Annotated in this window: 16 protein-coding genes and 2 pseudogenes; 11 read left to right on the forward strand and 7 right to left on the reverse strand. The window is 68.8% G+C overall.

Annotated elements, in window-relative coordinates; all coding sequences use genetic code 11:
* Window positions 1-310: 310 nt before the first annotated feature.
* Window positions 311-2,313 (forward strand): annotated as a pseudogene (locus E4A48_RS18890) (beta-N-acetylhexosaminidase family protein).
* A 123-nt stretch (window positions 2,314-2,436) separates the two neighbouring features.
* Here E4A48_RS18890 and E4A48_RS18895 read toward each other — a convergent pair.
* Both E4A48_RS18895 and speE read right to left on the reverse strand, forming a co-directional pair.
* On the reverse strand, window positions 2,437-2,691 hold the full coding sequence (locus E4A48_RS18895) for a hypothetical protein (protein ID WP_142742964.1): 255 nt from the start codon (window positions 2,689-2,691) through the stop codon (window positions 2,437-2,439).
* A 23-nt stretch (window positions 2,692-2,714) separates the two neighbouring features.
* Window positions 2,715-3,566 carry a polyamine aminopropyltransferase gene (speE, locus tag E4A48_RS18900; protein ID WP_058196319.1) on the reverse strand — a complete coding sequence of 284 codons (852 nt, stop codon included), beginning with the start codon at window positions 3,564-3,566 and terminating at the stop codon, window positions 2,715-2,717.
* 311 nt (window positions 3,567-3,877) lie between these two features.
* Between speE and speA the strand changes: the two genes are divergently transcribed.
* From speA to E4A48_RS18920, 4 genes are all read left to right on the forward strand, one after another.
* On the forward strand, window positions 3,878-5,767 hold the full coding sequence (speA, locus tag E4A48_RS18905; protein ID WP_142742965.1) for an arginine decarboxylase: 1,890 nt from the start codon (window positions 3,878-3,880) through the stop codon (window positions 5,765-5,767).
* Between the two features lie 738 nt (window positions 5,768-6,505).
* Complete coding sequence (locus E4A48_RS18910; RefSeq protein WP_142742966.1) at window positions 6,506-10,519, forward strand: non-ribosomal peptide synthetase; 4,014 nt, start codon at window positions 6,506-6,508, stop codon at window positions 10,517-10,519.
* A complete protein-coding gene (locus E4A48_RS18915; protein WP_039006274.1) occupies window positions 10,512-11,870 on the forward strand; it encodes a glycosyltransferase in 1,359 nt (452 codons plus the stop codon). Before E4A48_RS18910 ends, E4A48_RS18915 begins: the two co-directional genes overlap by 8 nt.
* 137 nt (window positions 11,871-12,007) lie before the next feature.
* Window positions 12,008-13,126, forward strand: coding sequence for an acyltransferase family protein (locus tag E4A48_RS18920; protein WP_142742967.1), 1,119 nt, complete (start codon window positions 12,008-12,010; stop codon window positions 13,124-13,126).
* A 66-nt stretch (window positions 13,127-13,192) separates the two neighbouring features.
* On the opposite strand, the gene E4A48_RS21345 is transcribed toward E4A48_RS18920, so the two are convergent.
* Together E4A48_RS21345 and E4A48_RS21350 are read right to left on the reverse strand one after the other, a co-directional pair.
* The gene (locus tag E4A48_RS21345) at window positions 13,193-13,348 is read right to left on the reverse strand and encodes a hypothetical protein (protein ID WP_230812862.1); all 156 of its coding nucleotides are present in this window, start codon (window positions 13,346-13,348) and stop codon (window positions 13,193-13,195) included.
* A 12-nt stretch (window positions 13,349-13,360) separates the two neighbouring features.
* Window positions 13,361-13,768, reverse strand: a complete 408-nt coding sequence (locus E4A48_RS21350) for a LysR substrate-binding domain-containing protein (protein WP_237655475.1) — start codon at window positions 13,766-13,768, stop codon at window positions 13,361-13,363.
* Between E4A48_RS21350 and E4A48_RS21745 the strand changes: the two genes are divergently transcribed.
* The 3 genes and pseudogenes from E4A48_RS21745 (at window position 13,769) to E4A48_RS18930 (ending at window position 15,322) form a co-directional block, all read left to right on the forward strand.
* Window positions 13,769-14,122, forward strand: coding sequence for a hypothetical protein (locus E4A48_RS21745; RefSeq protein ID WP_458296314.1), 354 nt, complete (start codon window positions 13,769-13,771; stop codon window positions 14,120-14,122).
* 69 nt (window positions 14,123-14,191) lie between these two features.
* Window positions 14,192-14,491: pseudogene (locus tag E4A48_RS20750) on the forward strand (carboxymuconolactone decarboxylase family protein); the annotation flags it as partial.
* Window positions 14,492-14,566: 75 nt separating this feature from the next.
* A complete protein-coding gene (locus E4A48_RS18930) occupies window positions 14,567-15,322 on the forward strand; it encodes an SDR family NAD(P)-dependent oxidoreductase (protein WP_058196979.1) in 756 nt (251 codons plus the stop codon).
* A 192-nt stretch (window positions 15,323-15,514) separates the two neighbouring features.
* Here E4A48_RS18930 and E4A48_RS18935 read toward each other — a convergent pair whose 3' ends face one another.
* From E4A48_RS18935 to radC, 3 genes are all read right to left on the reverse strand, one after another.
* Window positions 15,515-16,339 (reverse strand): SPOR domain-containing protein, encoded by an 825-nt coding sequence (locus E4A48_RS18935; protein ID WP_039006272.1) that lies wholly within the window; start codon window positions 16,337-16,339, stop codon window positions 15,515-15,517.
* A 15-nt stretch (window positions 16,340-16,354) separates the two neighbouring features.
* Window positions 16,355-18,043, reverse strand: a complete 1,689-nt coding sequence (gene argS, locus E4A48_RS18940) for an arginine--tRNA ligase (protein ID WP_039006271.1) — start codon at window positions 18,041-18,043, stop codon at window positions 16,355-16,357.
* A gap of 175 nt (window positions 18,044-18,218) precedes the next feature.
* A complete protein-coding gene (gene radC, locus E4A48_RS18945; protein ID WP_039006270.1) occupies window positions 18,219-18,893 on the reverse strand; it encodes a RadC family protein in 675 nt (224 codons plus the stop codon).
* Between the two features lie 97 nt (window positions 18,894-18,990).
* Here radC and coaBC point away from each other — a divergent pair, with 97 nt between their 5' ends.
* The 3 genes from coaBC to E4A48_RS18960 are packed head-to-tail and all read left to right on the forward strand — an operon-like array spanning window position 18,991 to window position 23,096.
* A complete protein-coding gene (coaBC, locus tag E4A48_RS18950) occupies window positions 18,991-20,256 on the forward strand; it encodes a bifunctional phosphopantothenoylcysteine decarboxylase/phosphopantothenate--cysteine ligase CoaBC (protein ID WP_142742969.1) in 1,266 nt (421 codons plus the stop codon).
* Entirely contained in the window at window positions 20,253-20,723 is a 471-nt protein-coding gene (dut, locus tag E4A48_RS18955; RefSeq protein ID WP_039006269.1) for a dUTP diphosphatase, read from the forward strand. The genes coaBC and dut overlap by 4 nt, the downstream gene beginning before the upstream one ends.
* A gap of 15 nt (window positions 20,724-20,738) precedes the next feature.
* Window positions 20,739-23,096: a phosphomannomutase/phosphoglucomutase gene (locus E4A48_RS18960; RefSeq protein WP_142742970.1), complete on the forward strand. Its 2,358-nt coding sequence runs from the start codon at window positions 20,739-20,741 to the stop codon at window positions 23,094-23,096.
* Window positions 23,097-23,185: the final 89 nt, after the last annotated feature.

Here is a 23,185-nt window from a genome sequence, read left to right on the forward strand (position 1 = left end):
CAGGCGATTGCAATGCCCAGGCGCTGCTGCGGCGACGCAGCGCGCGCATGCCTCGTCGGTGTTGCGCCTGCGACAGGTGCAGAGACAGCGACCGGACGAAGGCTTTACTGGCATAACGCGTCGCCGGGGCGATGCGCGCCCCCTCCGCTGCTCATACCATTTAAATACCGGAGATGGGATCGGTGGCCTGGCGCGACCCAAGCCCTGGACCCGCTTCAAAGCGCATCTGCGCGAGCAAAATGGCTACCGCATCGAGGTAGTCGCTAGCCTACTCTTTGTCGTAATACCATTCCAATACCGGAGGGCGGAAATGACGCGACACGCCGCGGCGGCGGGCTTGCGTTCGATGATGCTGGCACTGGGCCTGGCCCTGGCAGTCCCGGCCATGGCGCAGCCGGTCACGCGGCCCGCGCTGTTTCCCAGCCCGGTATCGATCCGGCTGGAGGCCGGCACCGTCGCGCTCGGTGGGAAGGTGGTGCTGGTCGCCGCGCCGGGCGCGGACCCCACCTCGGTCGCGCTGGTCCGCCGCATCCTGCTGTCGGCAGGCGTCGAGCGCATCGCGAGCGCATCGCGCCTGCCGGCCACGCTCAAGCAAACGTACATCGTCGTCGGCACCGGCTAGTCGGCGGTCGTCCGCGGCGCGCTGGCGGGCAGCAAGGCCGTGCAGGAGACGCGCAAGGAGGGCTATACCCTTGCCAGCGTCGCGGCCGGCAAGGGCAGCCTGATCACGCTCGCCGGCCACGACGCCGACGGCCTGTTCCATGCCGCGCAGACCTTGCGCCAGCTTGCCGAACGCTCGGCCATTCCGACCCTGGTCATCCAGGACTATCCGGCGATGGCCATCCGCGGCACGATCGAGGGGTTCTACGGGGCGTCATGGTCGATTGCCGATCGCGCCAAGCACATCGAGTTTCTCGCCCGCACCAAGGCGAACACCTCCATCTACAGTCCGAAGGACGATCCGCATGCGTGCGACCGCTGGCGCGAGGCCTATCCCGCGGCCACGCTGAAGGCGCTAGGCAAGTTGGTGGCGACCGCCCAGCGCAACCATGTCGATTTCGTCTACGCGATCTCGCCTGGGCCGTCGGTCTGCTTCTCCGATCCGGCCGATGCCAAGGCGCTGCTGCGCAAGTTCGACGCGTTCCGTGCGCTGGGCGTGCGCAGCTTCTATGTCGCGCTCGACGATATTGAATACAACAAGTGGAATTGCGCGCGCGACAAGACCGCTTTCGGCGCGTCGCGTGCGGAAGCGGCCGGTGTCGCGCAGGCGCACCTGCTCAACCTGGCGCAGGCGGACCTGGTCGCCCGGCACGATGCGGCGTCGCACCTGATCATGGTGCCGACCGAGTATGACGACGCCAAGGAAAGCCCGTACAAGGCCGCGTTGCGCCAGCATCTGGATCCGAAGATCGTGGTGCAATGGACCGGCACCGATGTCGTGCCGCCAGCCATTTCCATCCCCGATGCGCGTGCGGCGACCAAGGCATTCGGACGCAAGACCCTGCTGTGGGACAACTACCCGGTCAACGATGACGAAACCTCGGCCGGTCGCTTGCCGCTGGCGCCCTACGCGCGGCGCGAGGCCGGCCTGTCCGCCGAGTTGGCCGGCATCGTCGCGAACCCGATGAACCAGAAAGTGCCGAGCCGTGTGGCGGTGATGGGGCTGACCGCGTTCGCATGGAACGACCAGGGCGACGACGCCGAGCGCACCTGGCATGCGGCGGCGCGCGAGCGACCGCGGCACTGCTCACCTTCTTCGATACCCAGCAGCTGGCGCCGACCTTCGGCAGCCAGCCGTGACAGGAACAGGCGCCGCGGCTGAAGGCCGTGCTCGACCGGGTCCCCGAAGCGCTGGCCGGTGACGACGCCGACGCGCGCGGCCAGGCGCTTGCCGAGCTTGCGCGCAGCGCGGACGCGATCGTGCCCGCCGTCATCCGCGCAGGGGTGGCCGATCCCGGCTTCGCAGAACAGTCGCGCCCCTGGCTGGATGCGATGCAGGTCTGGGGGCGCGCGCTGCAGGCGACGGCAGCCGGTCTGCAGGCCGCCAACCGAGGCGACACCGCGGCGTCGGGCGTGTTCGCCGATGCCACCCGGCTCGCCGCCGAGGCCGCGGCGAGCCAGTCGATCCTTGGCGCGACGCGCTTCGGCGGGCCAGTCAAGATTGCCGATGGCGTGCTCGATCGTTTCGTGGCGGACGCCCCGACGCTGATCGCGCTGGACGTACCCGCCAACTCCGCTCCGACGGCTCGGCGCGCGCCTGCATGGCGCGCGCAGCCCTGCGCGGGCGATGCGGCCGCTTTCAGCGTGGCGTAAACGTCTTGTCGAACAGACCTTCGGCTGCAGGATCGGCGCCCTGCAGGTGCCGACGCAATCACGCCGGCCATGCCAGTCAGGCCACGCATTGTCGTCGGCATGCGCGACCTCGACCAGGCGTTCTCAAGCCGCGGTATAGCCGCGTCCAAGGGTCAGCCAGAAGGTGAGTACGACGATCGCGCCGGCGAGCACGACGGTCAGGCTGGATGGCGGTGGCCGGACCCGGGACGGGTGCCGGGAGAGCGCGACCAAGAGCAGGCCTAACGGCGCGAGCAGGCTTTCCTGCGCCGCTTCCTCGAGAATGGGCAACGCCTCGCCTGCGCTGCCGTTGCAGAGCGGCCACAACGCCGCGAGTCCGCGCGGCGTGGCCGGTGCCAACCTCGTCGGCGCCGGCCCAGCGCTTAACCGCCCAGCGCCTCGGCCACGAACGGCGGCAGCACCTGGGTGCCGGTGTGCAGGTGCGCACTGTAGTAGCGGGTGACGAACGGCTTGGCCGCCGCATCGGCTTCGCGGAAGTCGAAGCCGCCGGACTTGCGCGCCAGGGTCACGCTCCACCAGCCGGTCGGGTAGCACGGCTGCGGGAACGGCACGGTGTGGAAGCTGGCGAAGCCGGCCTTGCCCATTTCAGCACGCATTTCCTTGATCAGGTCCAGCAGCGCCAGCGGCGATTCGGATTGCTGCACCAGGATGCCGTCGTCCTTCAGCGCCTTGAAGCAGCTGGCGTAGAACGCCTTGTTGAACAGGCCTTCGGCCGGGCCGACCGGGTCGGTGGAATCGACGATGACGATGTCCACGCTGTTTGCCGGGCAGTTGGCCATATAGGCGATGCCGTCGTCGAACAGCAACTCGGCGCGCGGATCGGCGTTGGACTCGCACAGCTCAGGGAAGTACTTCTCGGCCATGCGCGTGACCTGCTCGTCGATGTCGCACTGGGTGGCGCTTTCGACGCATGGGTGCTTGAGCACTTCGCGCAGGGTGCCGCAGTCGCCGCCGCCGATGATCACCACGCGCTTGGGCGCGGCGTGGGTGAACAGTGCCGGGTGGCTGATCATCTCGTGGTAGAAAAAGTTGTCGCGCGTGGTCAGCATCACCGCGCCGTCGATCACCATCAGCTTGCCCCAATCGGTGGTGTCGTAGATCTCGATCTTCTGGAACGGCGACTGCACCTCGTCCAGCTTGCCGGTGATGCGATAGCCGATGGCCGAGCCGGTGGGCTGGAAGTGTTCGATGTACCAGTTGTCGTTGGCGCTCATGCAGGGGATTCCTAGGAAAGCAAGAAAGAAGATGGACTCATCCTTCTCCCACCGGGAGAAGGTGGCGCGCAGCGCCGGATGAGGGTCGGGCGCAGCCTCGCGCAGCCAGATCACGCGACGCCCGACCCGAATCCATCGCCGGATGAGTGTGTAGCGCCGCCTCGTGCAGTCAGACCACACGACACGGCACCCGAACCCAGACCCACCCAGCTCCCACTAAGGCAGGCGCGTCAGGTCGGCGCGAATTGTAACGGAGCCCACGCGTAGCAGGCGTTACAATCCACGCCCCTTTTCTCCGCCGAGCCGCCACGATGAGCGATTGGTCCCTCGACCAGGCCCGCAAGACCTATTCGATCCCGCATTGGGCCGATGGGTATTTCGACGTGGATGCGGCCGGCCGGATGGTGGTGCGCCCGCAAGGCGCCGACGGCGTGGCGATCGCGTTGCCCGAGGTGGTGGATGCCGCGCGCGCGGCCGGCGCCAAGCTGCCGATGCTGGTGCGCTTTCCGGACATCCTGGGCGAGCGCCTGGGCAAGCTGCAGTCGGCCTTCGCCCAGGCCCAGGCCGACTGGGACTACGCCGGCGGCTACACCGCGGTGTACCCGATCAAGGTCAACCAGCACCGCGGCGTGGCCGGCACCCTGGCCAGCCACCACGGCGAGGGTTTCGGCCTGGAAGCGGGCAGCAAGCCGGAATTGATGGCGGTGCTGGCGCTGTCGCGGCCGGGCGGGCTGATCGTCTGCAACGGCTACAAGGACCGCGAATACATCCGCCTGGCGCTGATCGGGCGCAAACTGGGCTTGCAGACCTTCATCGTCATCGAGAAGCCGTCGGAGCTGAAGCTGGTGCTGGAGGAAGCGCGCGCGCTGGACGTCAAGCCGGGCCTGGGCGTGCGCATGCGCCTGGCCTCGCTGGGCGCGGGCAAGTGGCAGAACAGCGGCGGCGACAAGGCCAAGTTCGGGCTGTCGCCGCGGCAGGTACTGGACCTGTGGAAGGCGCTGCGCGACACCGAGTACGCCGACGCGCTGAACCTGCTGCACTTCCACATGGGCTCGCAGATCTCCAACGTGCGCGACATCGCCAACGGCATGCGCGAGGCCACGCGCTATTTCGTGGAGCTGTCCAAGCTGGGCTCCAGGATTAGCCACGTCGACGTCGGCGGCGGCCTGGGCATCGATTACGAAGGCACCCGTTCGCGCAGCTATTGCTCCATCAACTACGGCCTGCATTCCTACGCCAGCAACATCGTGCAGCCGCTGGCCAACGCCTGCGAGGAACACGGCCTGCCGCCGCCGCGGATCCTCACCGAGTGCGGCCGCGCGATGACCGCGCACCATGCGGTGCTGATCGCTAACGTCTCGGAAGTGGAGCAGGCACCGGAAGGGCGCGTCCCCGACGCGCATGCCGACGAGCCGACGGCGATCCGCCACCTGCGCGAGATCCACGACGAGCTGGACGTGCGCCCGGCGGTGGAGCTGTTCCAGGAAGCGCAGCATTTCCATGCCGAAGGCCTGTCCAGCTACGCACTGGGCCAGATCGACCTGCCGCAGCGCGCACGCATCGACGACCTGTTCTACGCCATTGCGCACGGCGTGCGCGCGCGCCTGAGCCACGAGGAAAAGAGCCACCGCCCGGTGCTGGACGAACTCAACGAGCGGTTGGTGGACAAGTATTTCGTCAACTTCAGCGTGTTCGAATCGATTCCCGACGTATGGGCGATCGACCAGGTGTTCCCGATCGTGCCGATCGAGCGCCTGAACGAGGCGCCGGCGCGGCGCGGTGTGATCTGCGACATGACCTGCGACTCCGACGGCATGGTCAAGACTTACGTCGAGAACGAGAGCCTGGACAGCTCGCTGCCGCTGCACGAACTGCACCCGGGCGAGAGCTACCGGCTCGGCTTTTTCCTGGTCGGCGCCTACCAGGAGATCCTCGGCGACATCCACAACCTGTTCGGCGACACCGATGCGATCGAGGTCAGCACCGATGGCGACGGCTACCGCATCGCCCAGCAGCGCCGCGGCGACACCACCGACGTGATGCTGGACTACGTGGGCTATGCACTGGCCGACCTGCGCGCGGCCTATGCCGAGCGCGTGGCCGCCGCGCAGTTGCCGGCGGCGCAGGCGCAGGCCTTGTCGGCGGCGCTGGAAGCGGGGCTGACCGGCTACACCTATCTGTCGGACGAGCCGCTGGGCTGATCGACCCGACATGCGCTAGCCGCCAGCGCGCGCCGCCGGCCCGCACCGTGGGCGGCCGGTACACCGCGGCTGCTACGGCTGGCGATTGCGGCAGCGCACCTGCGCTCGTCGACGCTGCATGTCGGTGCTATCCGGCGGCGTCGCCATTCTAAACAAGCAGCGCTGCGTGCATGCCTCTGTGCTGGGGGCATCGCCTGACAAGGATGTCGCTGCGTGTTTGCCCGGCCATGCGTCGCGATGACCATGCAGGTTGAAGCGTGGTGACGGTGCTGCCTTGGCCGCGCATAGCGGCTTATGGCATTCCACATCTGCGCGGTCTGCGTGCGCATAGACGCCACGGCTGATACAGATCGAAGGCGAGAGTGGTTCGAATCACTGTTTTATCGGTGTGTCTACGGTAGCGGACATGGGACTGTGATTTGCTCCAAAGGATGTCGGTGGACAGTGCGCAAGCGTAAATGGAAACTCTCTACATGGAATCTAAATATTGACTGCCTTTTTATTTGGCTGTCGGTGTTGCGTGCTTGTACTTTCTCGATCAGGGCAATGATCCGTTGTCATCCTGCCGCTGGTTGAAGTGGGGGTGGTATTTGGGCGTTTCCCCGGATTTTTCCGGTTTCCGGACCGGGGATCATATTAACTCGATCTCAATCCGGCTCCTTGTATGTGGTGCTTTCTCGACGTCGATTCCGGCGTCGATGGCAACGCCTTGCGAGCGAGTCCAATAAGGAGCATGCCATGAATCAGCTCTCCTGCGGTTCCCTGCCTTTGACCGTCGCCCAGCGCGGACTATGGGTTATACATAAAATCAATCCGAAGGCTTCGCTGAATTTGTCCGAGGCGCTGGAACTGTTCGGTCCGATCCAGCCGCAACTGATCCTGCGCGCATCGAGGCAGCTGGTGTGCGAATTCGAGACTATCCGGATGCGCATCGTCGAAGAGAACGGCTTACCGCGACAGCGGGTGGAGGCCGAATACCTCGGCGATTTTCCGTATCTCGATTTGAGTGGCGGCCCGGCGCCACGGCAGGCGGCCGAGTGCTGGATCGCGCAGGTGATTGAGCGGCAGTGGGACATCGCGCGCGATCCGCTGTGGAGGTGCGTGCTGTTCCGGCTGGGCGAAGACCACTATCTATGGGTGCAATACGGGCACCATCTGGTGATGGACGGCTACAGCGGCGGGATGGTCGTGCAGCGACTGGCCGAGCTCTACAGCGCCTATGCCGCGGGCGTCGAGCCTCCGGCGAGCACGGTGGGTACCCTGGCCGCGCTGGTCGAGCTGGAAGCGTCGTACCGCAAGTCCGAACGTTTCCTTCGCGATCGCGACTACTGGGCGCAGCAGTTGGCCAACCCTCCGCCGGCGGTGAGACTGACGCGCCGTCCCGGCGCGTCGCACTGCGGCTTTCTGCGCAGTACGGGCCACCTGTCCAGTGCGAAGATCGCGCGTCTGCGCGAACTCGGCGCACTGTACGGCGTCACGCTGCCGCAGTTGCTGATCGCGTTGGTCGCCGCGTTCTACCATCGCAATACCGGCGCGGAGGATATGATCTTCGGCATGCCGGTGACCGGGCGGGTCAACCGCCAGTACCGCAGCACGCCGTGCATGCTCGCCAATGCGGTGCCGATCCGCCTGGCAATGGCGCCGCAGGCGCCGTTCCACAGCCTGTTCGCGCAGGTGGCGTCAGTGGTCAGGTCGGCGCTGCGGCATCAGCAATATCGCTACGAAGATCTGCGTCGCGACCTGGGCCTGGTCCGCAACGACCAGCAGCTGGCATGGCTGGCGGTGAACATCGAGGCGTTCGACTACGCGCTGGATTTCGGCGGAGTCAAGGCGATTCCGCACAATCTGTCCAACGGCTCGTTCGAGGATCTGACCATCTTCTTCTACGAACGCGGCGACGGTGCCGACGTGCGCTTCGATTTCGATGCCAATCCTGGGCTGTACACCCGCGAGGAACTGGACGAACACCGCCGGCGCCTGTTGCAACTGGTCGATTCCGTTCTGGACGATCCAACCCAGGCGTTGGGGCAGGTGGACATGCTGGGTGCGCAGGAGCGCGCACGCCTGCTCTACGACTGGAACCGCACCGACGCCGCGCTGCCCGAGCCGAGCAGCCTGCCGCACTGGTTCGCGCAGCAGGCAGCCGCCACGCCCGATGCGATCGCGGTGCGTTGCGCTAGCCAGGTGCTGGACTACCGCAGCCTGCAGCAGCGCAGTGCGCAGCTGGCGGCGCAGTGGGTCGGGGAGGGGGTGTCGCCGGGCGACGTGATCGCGGTGGCGTTGCCGCGCAGCGCGCAGTTGCTGGTGGTGCTGCTGGCGGTGATGTGGAGCGGCGCCACGTATTTGCCGCTGGATCCGCGGGGTCCGGCGGAGCGCAATGCGACGATGCTGAACGACTCCGGCGCGATCGCGCTGGTGTGCGAACCGGCGCAGTGGGAGCAGCATGCGTTGGGCGGCATCGTGTGGCTCGATCCGCAGGCAGGGACCGACCTGGACCCGTTGTCCGCGCCGCGCGCCACGGCCGATGGCATCGCCTATCTGCTCTACACCTCCGGTTCCACCGGAACGCCCAAGGGGGTGGAGGTCAGCCACCGCAATCTGGCCAGCTTCCTGTTCGCCATGCAGGAGGAACTGCAGTTGCAGGCCAGCGACCGGGTGCTGGCGCTGACCACGATCAGTTTCGATATCGCCGCGCTGGAGCTGTATCTGCCGCTGATCTGCGGCGCCAGCGTGGTCGTGGCCGGCGATGGTTTGCTGCACGATCCGCACGGCCTGTCGCGGTTGATCGCGCGCGAGCGCATCAGCCTGATGCAGGCCACGCCTTCGCTGTGGCGCATCCTGCTGGCCAACGAGGATCTGCCGTTGCAGCAGGTGCACGCCCTGGTCGGCGGCGAAACGCTCAGCGGCGCGCTGGCGACCCGGCTGCTGCAGCGTAGCGCGCGGCTGACCCACCTGTACGGCCCTACCGAAACCACGGTGTGGTCCACGCTGATGCGCCTGACCCCGGCAGAGACGGCATCGGTTCCGATCGGCCGACCGCTGCGCAATACGCGCGTCTATGTGCTCGACGGCCAGCAGCAGCCGGTCCCTACCGGCGCCAGCGGCGAGCTCTACATCGGCGGTGCCGGCGTGGCCAAGGGCTACAGGAAGCGGCAGCAGCTCAACGATGCGTCCTTCCTGCCAGATCCGTTCGTCGCTGATGGCGGGCGCATGTACCGCACCGGCGATCTGGCGCGCTGGCGCGAGGACGGCGTGCTGGAATTCCTCGGCCGCGCCGACGCACAGTTGAAGATCCGCGGGCACCGGGTCGAACCGGGCGAAGTGGAAGCCGCGCTGCTGCGGCATCCGGCAATCGCTGCGGCGGCGGTGGTCGGCCACCGCGCTGGCGACGGCGATGGCGCGATGCAACTGGTGGCCTATCTGGTGGCGGCCGGCGACGCGACGCTGCCGACGCTTGATACGCTGCGCCAGCAACTGCGGGCGCGTTTGCCCGAGTACATGCTGCCGACCGTGTGCATGGCGTTGCCGGCGCTGCCGCTGACCCCCAACGGCAAGCTCGACCGCAAGGCGCTGCCGGTCCCGGGCAGAGCGGAGGTTCCGCGCTACGTGGCTCCGCGCACTGCGCTGGAGGAGCGCCTGGTCGCGCTGTGGCAGCGCTTGCTGGGGGTGGAGCGGATCGGCGTGCACGACAACTTCTTCGAACTGGGCGGCGACTCGTTGACCGCTGCCGAACTGCTGGCGCGGTTTCCCAGTCATTTCGGGATCGAACTGCCGCTGGGTAGCTTGTTCGATGCATCGACCGTGGCCGGCCTGGCCACGTTGATGGAAAACGCCGAGGAGTCGCAGAACGATCCGCTCGCGCCGTTGCTGCGGCTTCGCCGGGGCGATCACGGCAACCGGCCGCTGTTCTGTATCCATCCGGTGGTTGGGCTGGGCTGGTCGTATCTCGGCCTGCTCGGCCAGCTCGACCCAGACTGCCCGGTGTACGCCCTGCAGTCGCCGGCCTTGCGCAGCGGCGCGGCGTTGCCGGACAGCATCGAGACGATCGCGGCCGATTACCTGCGGCGGATCCGCTGCGTGCAGCCGCAGGGGCCATACCGGTTGCTGGGCTGGTCGCTGGGCGGTTTGATCGTGCATGCGATGGCCGCCGAACTGCGGGCCGGTGGCCACGAGGTGGAATTGCTGTCCATCCTCGACGCCTATCCGTATGCCGCGCGCATCGCCGCGCTGGGCGACGATGCGGCCAGGGTGCGCGCCGCCTTGGCGTTCCTCGGCCTGCGGCTGCAGCCCGGCCAGCCGGCTCCCGCGTGCATGGCCGATCTGTCGATGTTGCTGTGCGAACACTACGGCTTGCTGTCGCTGCCGCTGGTGCAACAGTTGCTGCAGGACGATCCGCAGTTGCTGGAGCGCATTGCCGCTTTGGTCGAGCACCAGCTGGCACTGGCCAGCGACTACCAGCCGCAGCGTGTGGACGTTGACTTGCTGTTCTTCGATGCGGCGATCAAGCCGGCTCTGGACCTGTCGCCGCTGCTGGATCATCGCCCCGATGCCTGGCGCGATTTCGTGGCCGGACTGGACGTGCACCCGATCGACAGCGACCACCAGTCGATGCTGCAGTCGGCGCCAGCGGCGCAGATCGCGCGGATCGTGGATGCGCGTCTGCGTCCGCACCAGTGCGCACCGCGCGCGTCCGCGGCCGCATCGCGATTGGCGCAGCCGCTGCCGGCCACGGAGGTGCTGGCCGATGTCTGAGCAACAGCATGCAGCGTCGGCGCGCGGCGCGACAGTGGCGATCTTCACGATTGGCACGCGTGGCGACATCCAGCCGATGCTGGCGCTGGGATGCGAACTGCAGCAGCGAGGCCATGCGGTCCGCATCGTCACCAGCGCCAACTTCGCCGAGCAGATCCGCGCTGCCGGGCTGAGCTTCTTCGCGCTCAGCGGCGACTTCCAGGCGTTGCTCGAAAACGATCGCGGTATCGCCGAACTGGGATTGCAGTTGCGGGCGATGGCAAGGATTTTTCGCGAGCACATGGCGTTCTGGGCCAGGGACTGGGTGGCGCAAGGGCAATTGGCGTGCACGGGGGCGGACCTGTTGATCGGCGTTGGCAATGCCAGCCTGCTCGCAGCGGCACTGGGCGAGGCCTGCGCGATTCCGGTGGTGTTCGCGCAGTTGCAGCCCTTGACCGCATCGCGGCACTTGCCGCCGATGCCGCTGGCCGGGCGCAGCGTGCCGGGGCCGCTGAGCATGGCCGCCTATCAGCTGCTGCGCCTGGGGGCGTGGTGGGTGATGCAGCCGGCGATCAATCAGTGCGTGCGCGCACAGCTCGGGTTGCGTCCTTATCCTTGGTACGGGCCTTATTTTCATCGCGATTCGGCGCGGGTGCGGGTGCTGTATGGGTTCAGCCCCCACGTGCTGCCGCGTCCGTCCGACTGGCCCGAGTCGGTGCAGATCTGCGGCTATTGGATGCTGAAGGAACCGCAGTGGCAGCCGCCCGCGGCGTTGCAGGCGTTTCTCGACGCCGGTCCGGCGCCGGTCTACATCGGCTTCGGCAGCATGGTCAGCCCCGACCCCCAGGCATTCGCCGCGACGCTGGTCGAGGCGGTGCGGCGCAGCGGCCGGCGCGCGGTGCTGGCCAGCGGCTGGGGCGCGCTTGACGCCGCGCATGCGCACGCCGACGCGCAGATCTTCCATCTGCGCCAGGCGCCGCACGCCTGGCTGTTCCCGCGCATGGCCGCGATCGTGCATCACGGCGGCGCCGGCACCACCGGCGCTGCGGCCGCGGCGGGCGTGCCATCGGTGGTGGTGCCGTTCTACGGCGACCAGCCGTTCTGGGCGCACTGCCTGGAGCGGCAGGGCGTGGCGCCGCCGGCGCTGGTCCGCGCCGGCCTGCAGGCGCAGACCCTGGCCGCCGCGCTCGACCAGGCGGCGCAACCGGCGATGGTGCAGGCCGCGGCGCACCTGGGCGCGCGCATCCGTGCCGAGGAGGGCGTGGCGACGGCCGTGGCGTGGCTGGAACGCTGGGGCGTGTTGCCGCGGCTCGGGCGTGGTGAACCCGATCCCTCGGTGTCGCCGCAGGCCCTGGGAGCGGGAGGACGCTAGCCCGCATCGCCGCCTTGCAGCGTGGTCGTCGCGCGATGCGGCACGCAGAGGTGAACGGATCCAGCGCGCATTGAGCGGCCGAGCTGCGCTGCCTAGAATGGCGGCCACGTTCCTCGCCGTGAAAGGATGCCGGCTGCATGCGCTACCCTGGACTGGACCTGTTGCGTGCATTGGCGATTGTCTTGGTCATGCTGTTCCATTCGTTCGTGGTCGGCGGCCTGGGGCAGGACTGGGCCTGGCTGTCGCGCTACGGCTGGATGGGCGTGGATCTGTTCTTCGTGCTCAGCGGTTTGCTGATCGGCAGCCAGGTGCTGGCGCCGCTGGCGCGTGGCGAGCCGCTGCGTTTTGGCGATTTCTACCTGCGCCGTGCGTTGCGCATTCTGCCGGCCTTCGTCGTGGTGTTGGCGCTGTACCTGGCCTGGCCCGGTTTCCGCGAAGCGCCGGGCATCGCGCCGTGGTGGATGTTCGCCAGCTTCAGCTTGAACCTGGGCATCGACTACGCCAGCCAGCCGGCGTTCTCGCATGCCTGGTCGCTGTGCGTGGAGGAGCATTTCTACCTGGTGTTCCCGCTGCTGGCGGCGCTGTCGCTGCGGCGGCCGTCGGCGCCGCGCTTCGTCGCGCTGTGCAGCACGGTGGTACTGGCCGGGATCGCGTTGCGCACGGCGACCTGGCTGCACGACAGCGCGCTCGAGCGCATCGGCGACGGGCTGCAACGCAACTGGTTCATCGAGGATATCTACTACCCGACCTGGAACCGGCTCGACGGCCTGCTCGCCGGCGTGGTGCTGGCTGTGCTCAAAGTGTACCGGCCGCAGCGCTGGCAGTGGCTGCAGGCGCATGCGAATGCGCTGCTGCTGGCCGGGTTGGCGGTGTGCGCGCTGGCGCTGTGGCTGTTCCGTGAGCGCACCGGCCTGCTCGGCAACGCGGTCGGCTGGCCGCTGTTGTCGCTGGGGCTGGCGTTGCTGGTGATTGCCGGTGCCTCCACGCGCAGCTGGATCGGCCGGCGTGCGCTGCCTGGAGCTGGGTGGTTGGCGGCGATCTCGCACAGCTTGTACCTCACCCACAAGGCCGTGTTCCATCTCACCCAGAGCTGGTTCGGCGCCGCGCTCGAAGGACGTGGGCTGCTCGCCTTCTCGGTCTATGCGGCGATGGCGCTGCTGGCCGCCGCGCTGCTGCACTACGCGGTGGAACGGCCGTTCCTGCAGCTGCGCGAGCGCTTGCGGCGCACGTCCGCCGATGTGCCGGTGACTGCCTAGGCCGCCACTGCCGGAGCGCATCGGCGCGGCGATTGCCGGATGTGCGCGGTTCTCCACGCCACGGCTTTACTCCGGATCGGTGTAGGCCACGCGCGCTTCGTGCAGGCGCTGCTGCAGGATCTCCGCCAGCCGCGCCACTGCCGGTGCCGGCTCTGCGTCGGCACGATGCAGGTTCAAGCCCAGCGCCGGCAGCGTCGGCAGGCCGCCGGCTCCTGGCGGCAATAGTGCAAGCGCTCAGGAACGCCGGCCGGCGTGCGCAAAGTCAGCCCCAGGCCGGCGCGGACCGCGGCCCAGACCCGCGCTGGTGAAGGCGATGCGCCACGGAATACCGGCCCGGTCCAGCGCCGTGGTCGCCGCCGTGCGCAGCAGGCACGGCGCGTCCAGCATCACCAGCGGCAAGGGCGTCTCACCGTTCCAGCCGGCCGGCTCCGGCGGCGGCGCATCGGCCGCGGCGATCCAGCGCATCGGCCAGGCGGCCTGGGGCTGGCGATGCGCCGTCGCGGTTCCCGCTTCCCAGACCAGCGCCAGGTCCAGCTGGTCGGTTTCGATCCGCGCCAACAATGCCTGATGGCGCGCGATGCGCGCTTCGATGCGCACCTTGGGATGCGCGCGGGCGAAGCGCCCGAGCACGTCAGGCAACATGTGCTCGCCGAAATCCTCCTGCAGCCCGAGCCGTACCCAGCCCTGCAGGGCGGGTTCGTGCAGCGCGGCGGCGGCGGCGTTGAGGTCGAGCAGGCCGCGTGCGTAGGCCAGCAGTACCTCGCCCGCCTCGGTCAGCGCCAGCTAACGGCCACTGCGGCGCAGCAGTGCCTGGCCGGCCTGGTCTTCCAGCTTCTTCCGCTGCGCGCTGATCGCGGACGTGGAACGCCCCTGCCGATCTGCCGCCTTGGCGAAGCTGCCCAGCTCGATGCCGGCGACGAAGCTGCGCAGCGCATCGAGGTCGAAGGTGACGCGACGCACGCTATCGATCCTGTTTTATCGAAAATTGGGTGCTGAATTTCCTGATTTTCAGGAACATCTTCGGTGGCTAGGCTGGGCGCAGTCAATCTCCATCGCGAGACGCGAATGTCCGACCTATCCCAGTCTGATGCGGCCTTGTTCGGCGATATCGCGCCAAAATTCGCGCAGCTGACCGACGAGGTGCTGTTCGCCGACCTGTGGCAGCGTCCTGCGCTGTCGCCGCGTGAGCGCAGCCTGGTCACGGTCGCGGCGCTGGTGGCGCTGTACCGGCCGCAGCAGCTGCCGTTCCACCTGAGCTGCGCGCTGGACAACGGCCTGAGCCGCGATGAACTAGCCGAAGCAATCACCCATCTGGCGTTCTACGCCGGCTCGTCGGCCACGTATCCATGCCGACAAGCGGCGGTTGAGGCACCAGCACCCAGGCTTCGCCTGTTTGCTTTTACCATTCCCGATTCCCCACTCCCCATTCCCGGCCTCTCAATGACCCAGACCGCCCTGATCACCGGCGCTACCTCCGGTTTCGGTGCCGCCGCCGTGCGCCGCTTCGTCAATGCCGGCTGGCGCGTGATCGCCACCGGCCGCCGCGCCGAGCGGCTGCAGCCGCTGCTGGCCGAGTTCGGCGCCGAGCGCGTGTACGTGGCGGCGTTCGACATCCGCGACGAAGCCGCGCTCGATGCGCTGCTGGCCGCGCTGCCGGACGCGTTCCGCGGCATCGACCTGCTGGTCAACAACGCCGGCCTGGCGCAGGGCACCGCCCCGGCGCAGGCTGCGTCGCTGGACGACTGGCGCACGATGATCGACACCAACATCACCGCGCTGGTGACCCTGACCCATCGCCTGCTGCCTACGCTGATCCAGCGCCGCGGCGCGATCGTCAACATCAGTTCGGTGGCCGCGCTGTACCCGTATCCGGGCGGCAATGCCTACGGCGGCACCAAGGCCTTCGTCAGCCAGTTCTCGCTGGGCCTGCGCGCGGACCTGCACGGCACCGGCGTGCGCGTGACCGCGATCGAGCCGGGCATGGCCGAAACCGAGTTCACCCTGGTCCGCACCCACGGCGACCAGGGCGCGTCGGACACGCTATACCACGGCGCGCAGCCGATGACCGCCGAGGACATCGCCGAGCAGATTTTCTGGGTCGCCACGCTGCCGCCGCATCTGAACATCAATCGGCTGGAAATCATGCCGGTGACGCAGTCCTTCGCCGGCTTCCAGGTGGCTAGAAGCCGGGAATAGGGAGTGGGGAATCGGCAATTAGGAACAGCGAAAGCAGGCGTCGACGTGCTCCCCCTGCTACAGGTCACTGCAGCTAGGTTCCCATCAGCGTACTCGCGCGACTGGCGAGGCAATTCAACGACTGTCCTATGCAGGAGGCCGGTCGCAGGGAATGCAGGAGACGCCGCTTTTCCCCATTCCCGATTCCCAGCCTCACTGCGCCTTGATCGCGATCGCCGGCAGGCCGCTGCCGGTCAGTTTCTGCTTGGCCGCGGCCAGTTCGCTGGCGGTGCCATACGGGCCCATGCGCACGCGGTACACGGTCTTGCCGCTGATCTGCGCCGATTCCACGCGCGCCGACAGGCCCAGCATCGCCAGCTTGGCCTTGGTCGATTCGGCATCGCCGGAGGCGCCGAACGAACCGGCCTGCAGGATGTAGCGGGCGTTGTCCGCCGCTACCGCTGCGGCCGTGGCTGCGGCAGGCGTGGCCGCCGCCGCCGGCCTGGTCGCGATGGCGGCTGTGTTGGCGGGCGCGCTGGTTGCGGCCGTTTCCGCTATGGGCGTCGGATTGGACAGCGCCGCCGTCGTTGCCGGAGCGGTGGCGGCCGCCGGGGTAGCTGCCGTCGGCTGCGGCGCGCGCGCCTGGCGGGCGGTCTCGGCGCGCGCGCTGGCGGCCAGTTCGGCGTCGGACATCTGCACTTCCTTGCCGGGCAGCAAGGTGTAGAAGTCGTACTGGGTCTGTGCATCCTTCTTGGCACCCTTGGCGTCGGGCTTGGTGCTGCCGGCCGCCGCCGTCGCCGGCTTGGGCAGTTCCGGCGCCGCGTCCACATCGGCATCGGCCACCGGCGCCGGCTGCGCGTCGGGGTTGGCGCGCGGGCCGCCCACGCGCAGGAAGCCGTCGCCGTCCTTCTTGAACAGGCCGGGTACTGCCAGGAACACCACCGCTGCGATCGCCACGCCGGCGATCAGCCACACCCATCCGGGTGTGCCGTTGCCGCTGTTGCGTCGCGCTTGGGTCTTACCGCGTCTTGCTGCCATCTACTGCTTCTCCACTCACATTTTTTCCGGGGCGGAAACGCCCAGGAGGTTCAAGCCGTTCGCCAGCACTTGCTGCGCCGCCACGGCCAGGGTCAACTTGGCGTTGCGCTCGCTCGCATCGTCCACCAGCACCGGGGTGCCGTGGTACCAGGTGTGGAACGCGGTCGCCAGTTCGCGCAGGTATTGCGCGATCAGGTGCGGTTCCAGCAGGTGTCCCGCATTCTCCACCACTTCCGGGTAGCGCGAGAGTTCCAGCATCAGTTCCAGCGAGGTCGCATCGTTCAGCCGGTTCAGCTGGCTCAGCCCGTCGGCCTGGTCGTAGTCCCGCTTCTTCTCCTGCGCCTGGCGCAGCAGGCTGCACACGCGGGCATGCGCGTATTGCACGTAGAACACCGGATTGTCGTTGCTCTGCTGGCGCGCCAGGTCGATGTCGAAGGTCAGCTGCGAATCGGGCTTGCGCGCGATCAGGAACCAGCGCGTGGCGTCGCGGCCGGCTTCCTCGATCAGATCGCGCAGGGTCAGGTAGCTGCCGGCGCGCTTGGACAGCTTCACTTCCTCGCCGCCGCGCATCACCGTGACCATCTGATGCAGCACGTACTCGGGCCAGCCCTTGGGGATGCCCAGGTCCATCGCCTGCAGGCCGGCGCGCACCCGCGCCAGCGAGCCGTGGTGGTCGGCGCCCAGTTCGGTGATCGCGCGCAGGTAGCCACGTTGCCACTTGCTCAGGTGATAGGCCACGTCCGGCACGAAATAGGTGTAGCTGCCGTCGGACTTGCGCATCACGCGGTCCTTGTCGTCGCCGAAATCGGTCGATTTCAACCACAGCGCGCCGCCTTCCTCGTAGGTGTGGCCGGACGCGACCAGCTTCTGCACCGCTTCCTCGACCTTGCCGTCGCGGTACAGCGAGCTTTCCAGGAAGTAGATGTCGAAGTCCACGCCGAACGCGGCCAGGTCGTGGTTCTGCTCGTTGCGCAGGTAGGCCACGGCGAAGCGGCGGATCGCCTCCAAATCGTTCGGATCCTTGCAGCCGGTGACCAGATTGCCTTCCAGGTCCACCGAGTCGCCGGCCAGGTAGGCGGTGGCCACATCCTGGATGTAGTCGCCGCGGTAGCCTTCTTCCGGCCAGTCGGGGCTGTCGGGGGTCTTGCCCAGCGCGCGCGCCTGCACCGAGCGCGCCAGGTTGTCGATCTGGCCGCCGCCGTCGTTGTAGTAGAACTCGCGCTTGGCGTTCCAGCCATTGGCCTCGAGCAACCGCGCCAGGCAGTCGCCGATCGCCGCGGCGCGTCCGTGGCCCACGTGCAGCGGGCCGGTCGGGTTGGCCGAGACGTATTCCACGCCCACGGTGCGGCCATTGCCGACCAGGCTGCGGCCGTAATCCTCGCCCTGCTTGAGCACCGCCAGCACTTCGCGCTGGTAGGCGCTGGGGCTGAGGTGGAAGTTGATGAAGCCGGGGCCGGCGATCTCGACCCGGGTCACCTCGTCGCTGGCCGGCAGCGCGGCCACCAGTTGCTGCGCCAGCGCGCGCGGATTGCCGCGCGTGGCCTTGGCCAGCAGCATCGCCGCGTTGGTGGCGAAGTCGCCGTGCTCGCGGGTCTTGGGCCGCTCGACCACGAAGTCCTGCGGCAACGTGTCGGCCGGCAGGGTGCCGTTGGCGCGCAAGGCTTCGATGCCTTGACCGATCAGGGCGCGGAGTTGGGATTTCACGTGATCATCTGCTTGAAGCGCGGAACCAGCGATTTTACCCGACCCGCCGCCTCCCGGCCCGTGCCGGGTTCAGCCCGACCTCAGGCCGTCCGACGGTGGCGGGATCCGGGAGCGGGCATTCGCGATCCGCGCACACGCCAGGCGCTTGCATGGTGCCTGGCCCGCGACCCGCGGTTCAGGCCCAGCCGCGTGCGGCCATCGACACCGGCACGCCGTCGCCGACGATGAAATGGTCGAGCAAGCGGATATCCACCAGCCCCAATGCCTGTTTCAGGCGATGGGTGACGGCGCGGTCGGCGGAGGAGGGCTCCGGGTTCCCGGACGGGTGGTTGTGGCCGATGATCACCGCCGCCGCGTTGTGCGCCAGAGCGCGCCGCAGCACTTCGCGCGGATAGACCTCGGCGCCGTCCAGGGTGCCCTGGAACAGCTCCTCGAACGCCAGCGAGCGGTGCTTCGTGTCCAGGAACAGCACCGCGAACACCTCGTGCGGCCGCGCCCGCAATCGCTGCGCGAAGTAGCGGCCGGCCGCGCTCGGGTCGTTCAGGGTCGTGCCGCGTTCCAGTTCGGCGGCCAGATGGCGCTGGCCCAGCTCCAGCGCGGCCGATAGTCTGCAGGCCCGTGCCAGGCCGAGTCCGGGCAGGCGGACCAGGTCGCGGGGTGGGCGGTCGAGCAGCGTGCGCAGCGGGCCGTGCCGCTGCAGCAGGTCGCGCGAGGTGCGTACCGCGTCGCTGCCGGGCAAACCGGAACCCAGGAAGATCGCCAGCAGTTCGGCGTCGGAGAGGGCCTGGGCGCCGCGTGCCAGCAGCTTTTCCCGGGGGCGTTCGTCGCGGGGCCATTTGGATATGTGCATATCGCCAGATTGGCGGGCGATATGGCGCAACGGTATCAGGGCCGCAAAGGGCCATCGGGTAAGCTAATCGTTCTTGCATGGGTAGGACATTCCCGACGTGACCGGTACTTTCGAGGGGCCCCTGCAGGGGCGGCGTGTGCTGTTGTGCGTGGGCGGCGGCATCGCCGCCTACAAAGCGCTGGAGCTGGTGCGGCGGCTACGCGAGGCCGGCGCCGAGGTGCAGGTGGCGATGACCGCCGGCGCGCAGCAGTTCGTCACGCCGCTGAGCTTCCAGGCGCTGTCCGCGCACCCGACCCGCACCAGCCTGTGGGACAGCGCCGCCGAGCAGGCGATGGGGCATCTGGAGCTGGCGCGCTGGGCCGACCGCGTGGTGGTCGCGCCGGCCACCGCCGACCTGCTGGCGCGCCTCGCCCATGGCCTGGCCGACGACCTGGTCAGCACGCTGTGCCTGGCCACCACCGCGCCGCTGACCGTGTGCCCGGCGATGAACCACCGCATGTGGCTGCACCCCGCCACCCAGGCCAATGTCGCCACGCTGCGCCAGCGCGGCGCCAGCGTGGTCGGGCCGAACGACGGCCCGCTGGCCGAAGGCGAGTCCGGTCCCGGGCGCCTGGCCGAGCCGGAGCAGATCGTCGCCGCGCTGGCCGGCGGCCGCGCCGCGGCCACGTCCGCGGCGGCCGCGGCGCCGGCACCGCTCGCCGCCGCCACCGCGGCCGGCGCGCTCAGCGGCCTGCGCCTGCTGATCAGCGCCGGCCCGACCTACGAGGACCTGGATCCGGTGCGTTATCTCGGCAACCGTAGCAGCGGCAAGATGGGCTACGCGCTGGCCGCCGCGGCCGCGCGGCAAGGCGCGGCGGTGGTGCTGGTCAGTGGCCCGGTGCACCTGCCCACGCCCGACGGCGTGCAGCGCATCGACGTGCGCTCGGCGGCGCAGATGCGCGAAGCGGTGCTGAGCGCGTTGCCGGCCGACATCTACATCGGCACCGCTGCGGTCGCTGACTACACGCCAAGGCAGGTCGCCGCGCAGAAGATCAAGAAGAGCGGCGCGCTGCTGACCCTGGAGCTGGTGCGCACTCCGGACATCCTGTCCGAGGTCGCCGCCCAGACCCAGGCGCTGAAGTTGGTGGTCGGCTTCGCCGCCGAGACCCACGACATCGAGCGCTACGCGCGTGGCAAACTCACCGACAAGCACCTGGACCTGATCATCGCCAACCAGGTGGGGGTGGCCGGCAACGGCTTCGAGAGCGACCAAAATGCCGCCACCGCTTATTGGCCGGAGGGCGCACGGAGCTTCCCGGCCGTGTCCAAGGCGCAACTGGCCGAACAATTGCTGGCCCTGATCGCGGAGCGACTGCACGCATGACTATCCCGACCCCATACCCGCTGCAGGTCAAACTGCTCGACCCGCGCTTCGGCGACAGCTGGCCGTTGCCGGACTATGCCACCGAAGCCAGCGCCGGACTGGATCTGCGCGCGGCCACCGAGGCGCCGCTGACCCTGGCGCCGGGCGACACCGCGCTGATTCCCAGCGGGCTGTCCATCTACATCGCCGATCCGCAGCTGTGCGCGGTGGTGCTGCCGCGTTCCGGGCTGGGCCATCGCCACGGCATCGTGCTCGGCAACGGCACCGGCCTGATCGACGCCGACTACCAGGGGCCGCTGCTGATCAGCGTCTGGAACCGCGGCCGCGAGACGTTCACCATCGCCCCTGGCGACCGCATCGCGCAGCTGGTGGTGATGCCGGTCGTGCGCGTTGCCCTGCAGGTGGTGGATACTTTCGCCGACAGCACCAGGGGAACGGGTGGATTCGGCCATACCGGAGTGCGCTGACAGGGGATCGTGTGCATGAGCGAGGCAACACAACGGCGGCCTGCGCCGGAAGGTTTGCGCAAGGCGGTGCCGCTGCTGGCGCTGCTGCTGGTGATGCTGGCCGCGTGGTTCGGCTGGAGCGGCGCGCAGCAATGGCGCCACGCAGATAGCGCCACCGCGCTGGAGCAGGCGCGCGACGCGGCGGTGGCGCAGACCTCGCAGGCGCTGGCCGCTGCCGCCAGGCGCTTGGCTGCGCAGTTGCAGCAGCCCGCGGTGCAGGCCGCATTGGCGCGCGGCGACGCGGCGACGGCCGTGCAGGCGTTGCGCGAGGGCTGGAAGGAGGCGGAAGACGCGCAGGTGCTGCCCGGCGACCTCGATGCCGGCTATGCCGATGTGGGCGGCTTCGGCTACGGGCGCCTGGCGCTGCTGGAAAAGGCATTGCTGACCAACGCGGTCGCCAGCGCGGTGGTGCGCGACGGCGGCGGGCCGCGGCTGGGACTGGCGGCGCCGGTGACCCTGGACACCGGCGTCGGCGTGGCCTACCTGCGCTTGCCGCTGCGCGTGCTGACCGCGCCGGTGGCGCAGGCCGCGGTCCCGGCCAGCGGCTACCTGGCGCTGCGCCAGGGCGGCTACGACGTGATCGGCGCCGGCGATACCGGCCTGGCCGACCATGGCGATGCGTTGTCGCGCCCGATCGGCACGTCCGGGCTGCGCGTGGTCGCGGCGTTGCCCGATGCCGATGTCGGTCCGCTCGGCCTGGACGCGCTGCCGTGCCTGATCCTTGCCGGCCTGCTCGGCGTCCTGGCCCTGGCAGTGTTGCTGGCCGCGCGCGGCCGCCTGCCGCGACCGCGTCGCGCCAAGGCCGCCGCCGCCGGTACCGAGCACGAACCCACCCTGCGGCAGAGCCTGCAACACCAGGAACCGCCGCCGCCGCCGCCGCTGTCGCCCGAGGGCGAGGGCGAGGGCGAGTCCGCGCCGTCCAGGACGGCGCCGGCGCAGACGGTGCCGGCCGCCATCTTCCGTGCCTACGACATCCGCGGCGTGGTCGGCCGCGACCTCAGCCCGCAGGTTGCCACACTGATCGGCCAGGCGATCGGCGCGGTGATGCAGGAGCAGGGGCTGAACGACGTGGTGGTCGGCCGCGACGGCCGCCTGTCCGGCCCGGAACTGTCGGCGGCGCTGATCGAAGGCCTGCGCCGCGCCGGCTGCCACGTCACCGATATCGGCCTGGCGCCGACCCCGGTCGTGTACTTCGCCAGCTTCCACCTGCGCGCCGGCAGTTGCGTGGTGGTCACCGGCAGCCACAACCCGCCGGATTACAACGGCTTCAAGATCGTGGTCGGCGGCGAGACGCTGTCCGGCGCGGCGATCGCCGACCTGTACGCACGCATCAACGAAGGCCGCCTGCCGAGTGCCGCCGAACCGGGGCGGCTGGAGCAGCGCGACGTCGGCAACGACTACATCCAGCGCATCGCCGACGACGTGCAACTGGACCGCCCGCTCAAGGTGGTGGCCGATGCCGGCAACGGCGTCGGCGGCGAACTGGCGCCGCGGCTGCTGGAGGCGATCGGCGCGGAAGTCATCCCGCTGTACTGCGATGTCGACGGCACCTTCCCCAACCACCACCCAGATCCCAGCGAACCGCACAACCTGCAAGACCTGATCCAGACCGTGAAGCGTTTCGACGCCGACCTGGGCATCGCCTTCGACGGCGATGCCGACCGGCTCGGCGTGGTCACCAAGGAAGGCGCGGTGATCTACCCAGATCGCTTGCTGATGTTGTTCGCCGCCGATGTGCTGCAGCGCAATCCCGGCGCGCTGGTAATCTACGACGTCAAGTGCACCGGCAAGCTGTCGGACTACGTGCTGCGCAACGGCGGCAGCCCGATGGTGTGGAAGACCGGGCATTCGCTGATCAAGGCGAAGATGCGCGAGACCGATGCCGAGCTGGCCGGCGAGATGAGCGGCCACTTCTTCTTCAAGGAACGCTGGTACGGCTTCGACGACGGCCTGTACGCGGCGGCGCGGCTGCTGGAGATCCTGGCGCAGCGCCAGGAGAGTCCGTCCGAAGTATTGGCCGAGTTGCCCGACAGCGTGTCCACGCCGGAGATCAAGCTGCCGCTGGCCGACGGCCAGGACGCGCCTGCGCTGGTCGCGCAGTTGGTCGCCGCCGCGCAGCAGGAAGATTCGGCGTTCGCCGGCGCACGCCTGCTCACCATCGATGGCCTGCGCGCCGACTTCGCCGATGGCTGGGGCCTGCTGCGCGCGTCCAACACCACGCCGGTGCTGGTGCTGCGCTTCGAGGCCGACACCAGTGCCGCGCTGGAGCGGATCAAGGACCTGTTCCGCAGCCAGCTGCAGGCCCTGTCGCCGTCGCTGGCGGCGGGATTCTGAGGCGCGCGCCGTATGCGCCCGGCCGCGCCGGGCGAGGTGACGTAGCGCCGCCGGCACGCGGCGTGCTGGAGGAGGGGCGTCAGCCCGCG

Origin of the sequence: Xanthomonas translucens pv. cerealis, from assembly GCF_006838285.1 — a bacterium.
Taxonomy (GTDB): domain Bacteria; phylum Pseudomonadota; class Gammaproteobacteria; order Xanthomonadales; family Xanthomonadaceae; genus Xanthomonas_A; species Xanthomonas_A cerealis.

Coding starts and splice junctions, on each gene's coding strand:
- E4A48_RS18915 (WP_039006274.1), top strand. CDS start 10,512: ATGTCTGAGCAACAGCATGCAGCGTCGGCGCGCGGCGCGACAGTGGCG.
- E4A48_RS21350 (WP_237655475.1), bottom strand. CDS start 13,768: ATGTTGCCTGACGTGCTCGGGCGCTTCGCCCGCGCGCATCCCAAGGTG.
- speA (WP_142742965.1), top strand. CDS start 3,878: ATGAGCGATTGGTCCCTCGACCAGGCCCGCAAGACCTATTCGATCCCG.
- radC (WP_039006270.1), bottom strand. CDS start 18,893: ATGCACATATCCAAATGGCCCCGCGACGAACGCCCCCGGGAAAAGCTG.
- E4A48_RS18960 (WP_142742970.1), top strand. CDS start 20,739: ATGAGCGAGGCAACACAACGGCGGCCTGCGCCGGAAGGTTTGCGCAAG.
- E4A48_RS18910 (WP_142742966.1), top strand. CDS start 6,506: ATGAATCAGCTCTCCTGCGGTTCCCTGCCTTTGACCGTCGCCCAGCGC.
- E4A48_RS18930 (WP_058196979.1), top strand. CDS start 14,567: ATGACCCAGACCGCCCTGATCACCGGCGCTACCTCCGGTTTCGGTGCC.
- dut (WP_039006269.1), top strand. CDS start 20,253: ATGACTATCCCGACCCCATACCCGCTGCAGGTCAAACTGCTCGACCCG.
- E4A48_RS18935 (WP_039006272.1), bottom strand. CDS start 16,339: ATGGCAGCAAGACGCGGTAAGACCCAAGCGCGACGCAACAGCGGCAAC.
- E4A48_RS18920 (WP_142742967.1), top strand. CDS start 12,008: ATGCGCTACCCTGGACTGGACCTGTTGCGTGCATTGGCGATTGTCTTG.
- speE (WP_058196319.1), bottom strand. CDS start 3,566: ATGAGCGCCAACGACAACTGGTACATCGAACACTTCCAGCCCACCGGC.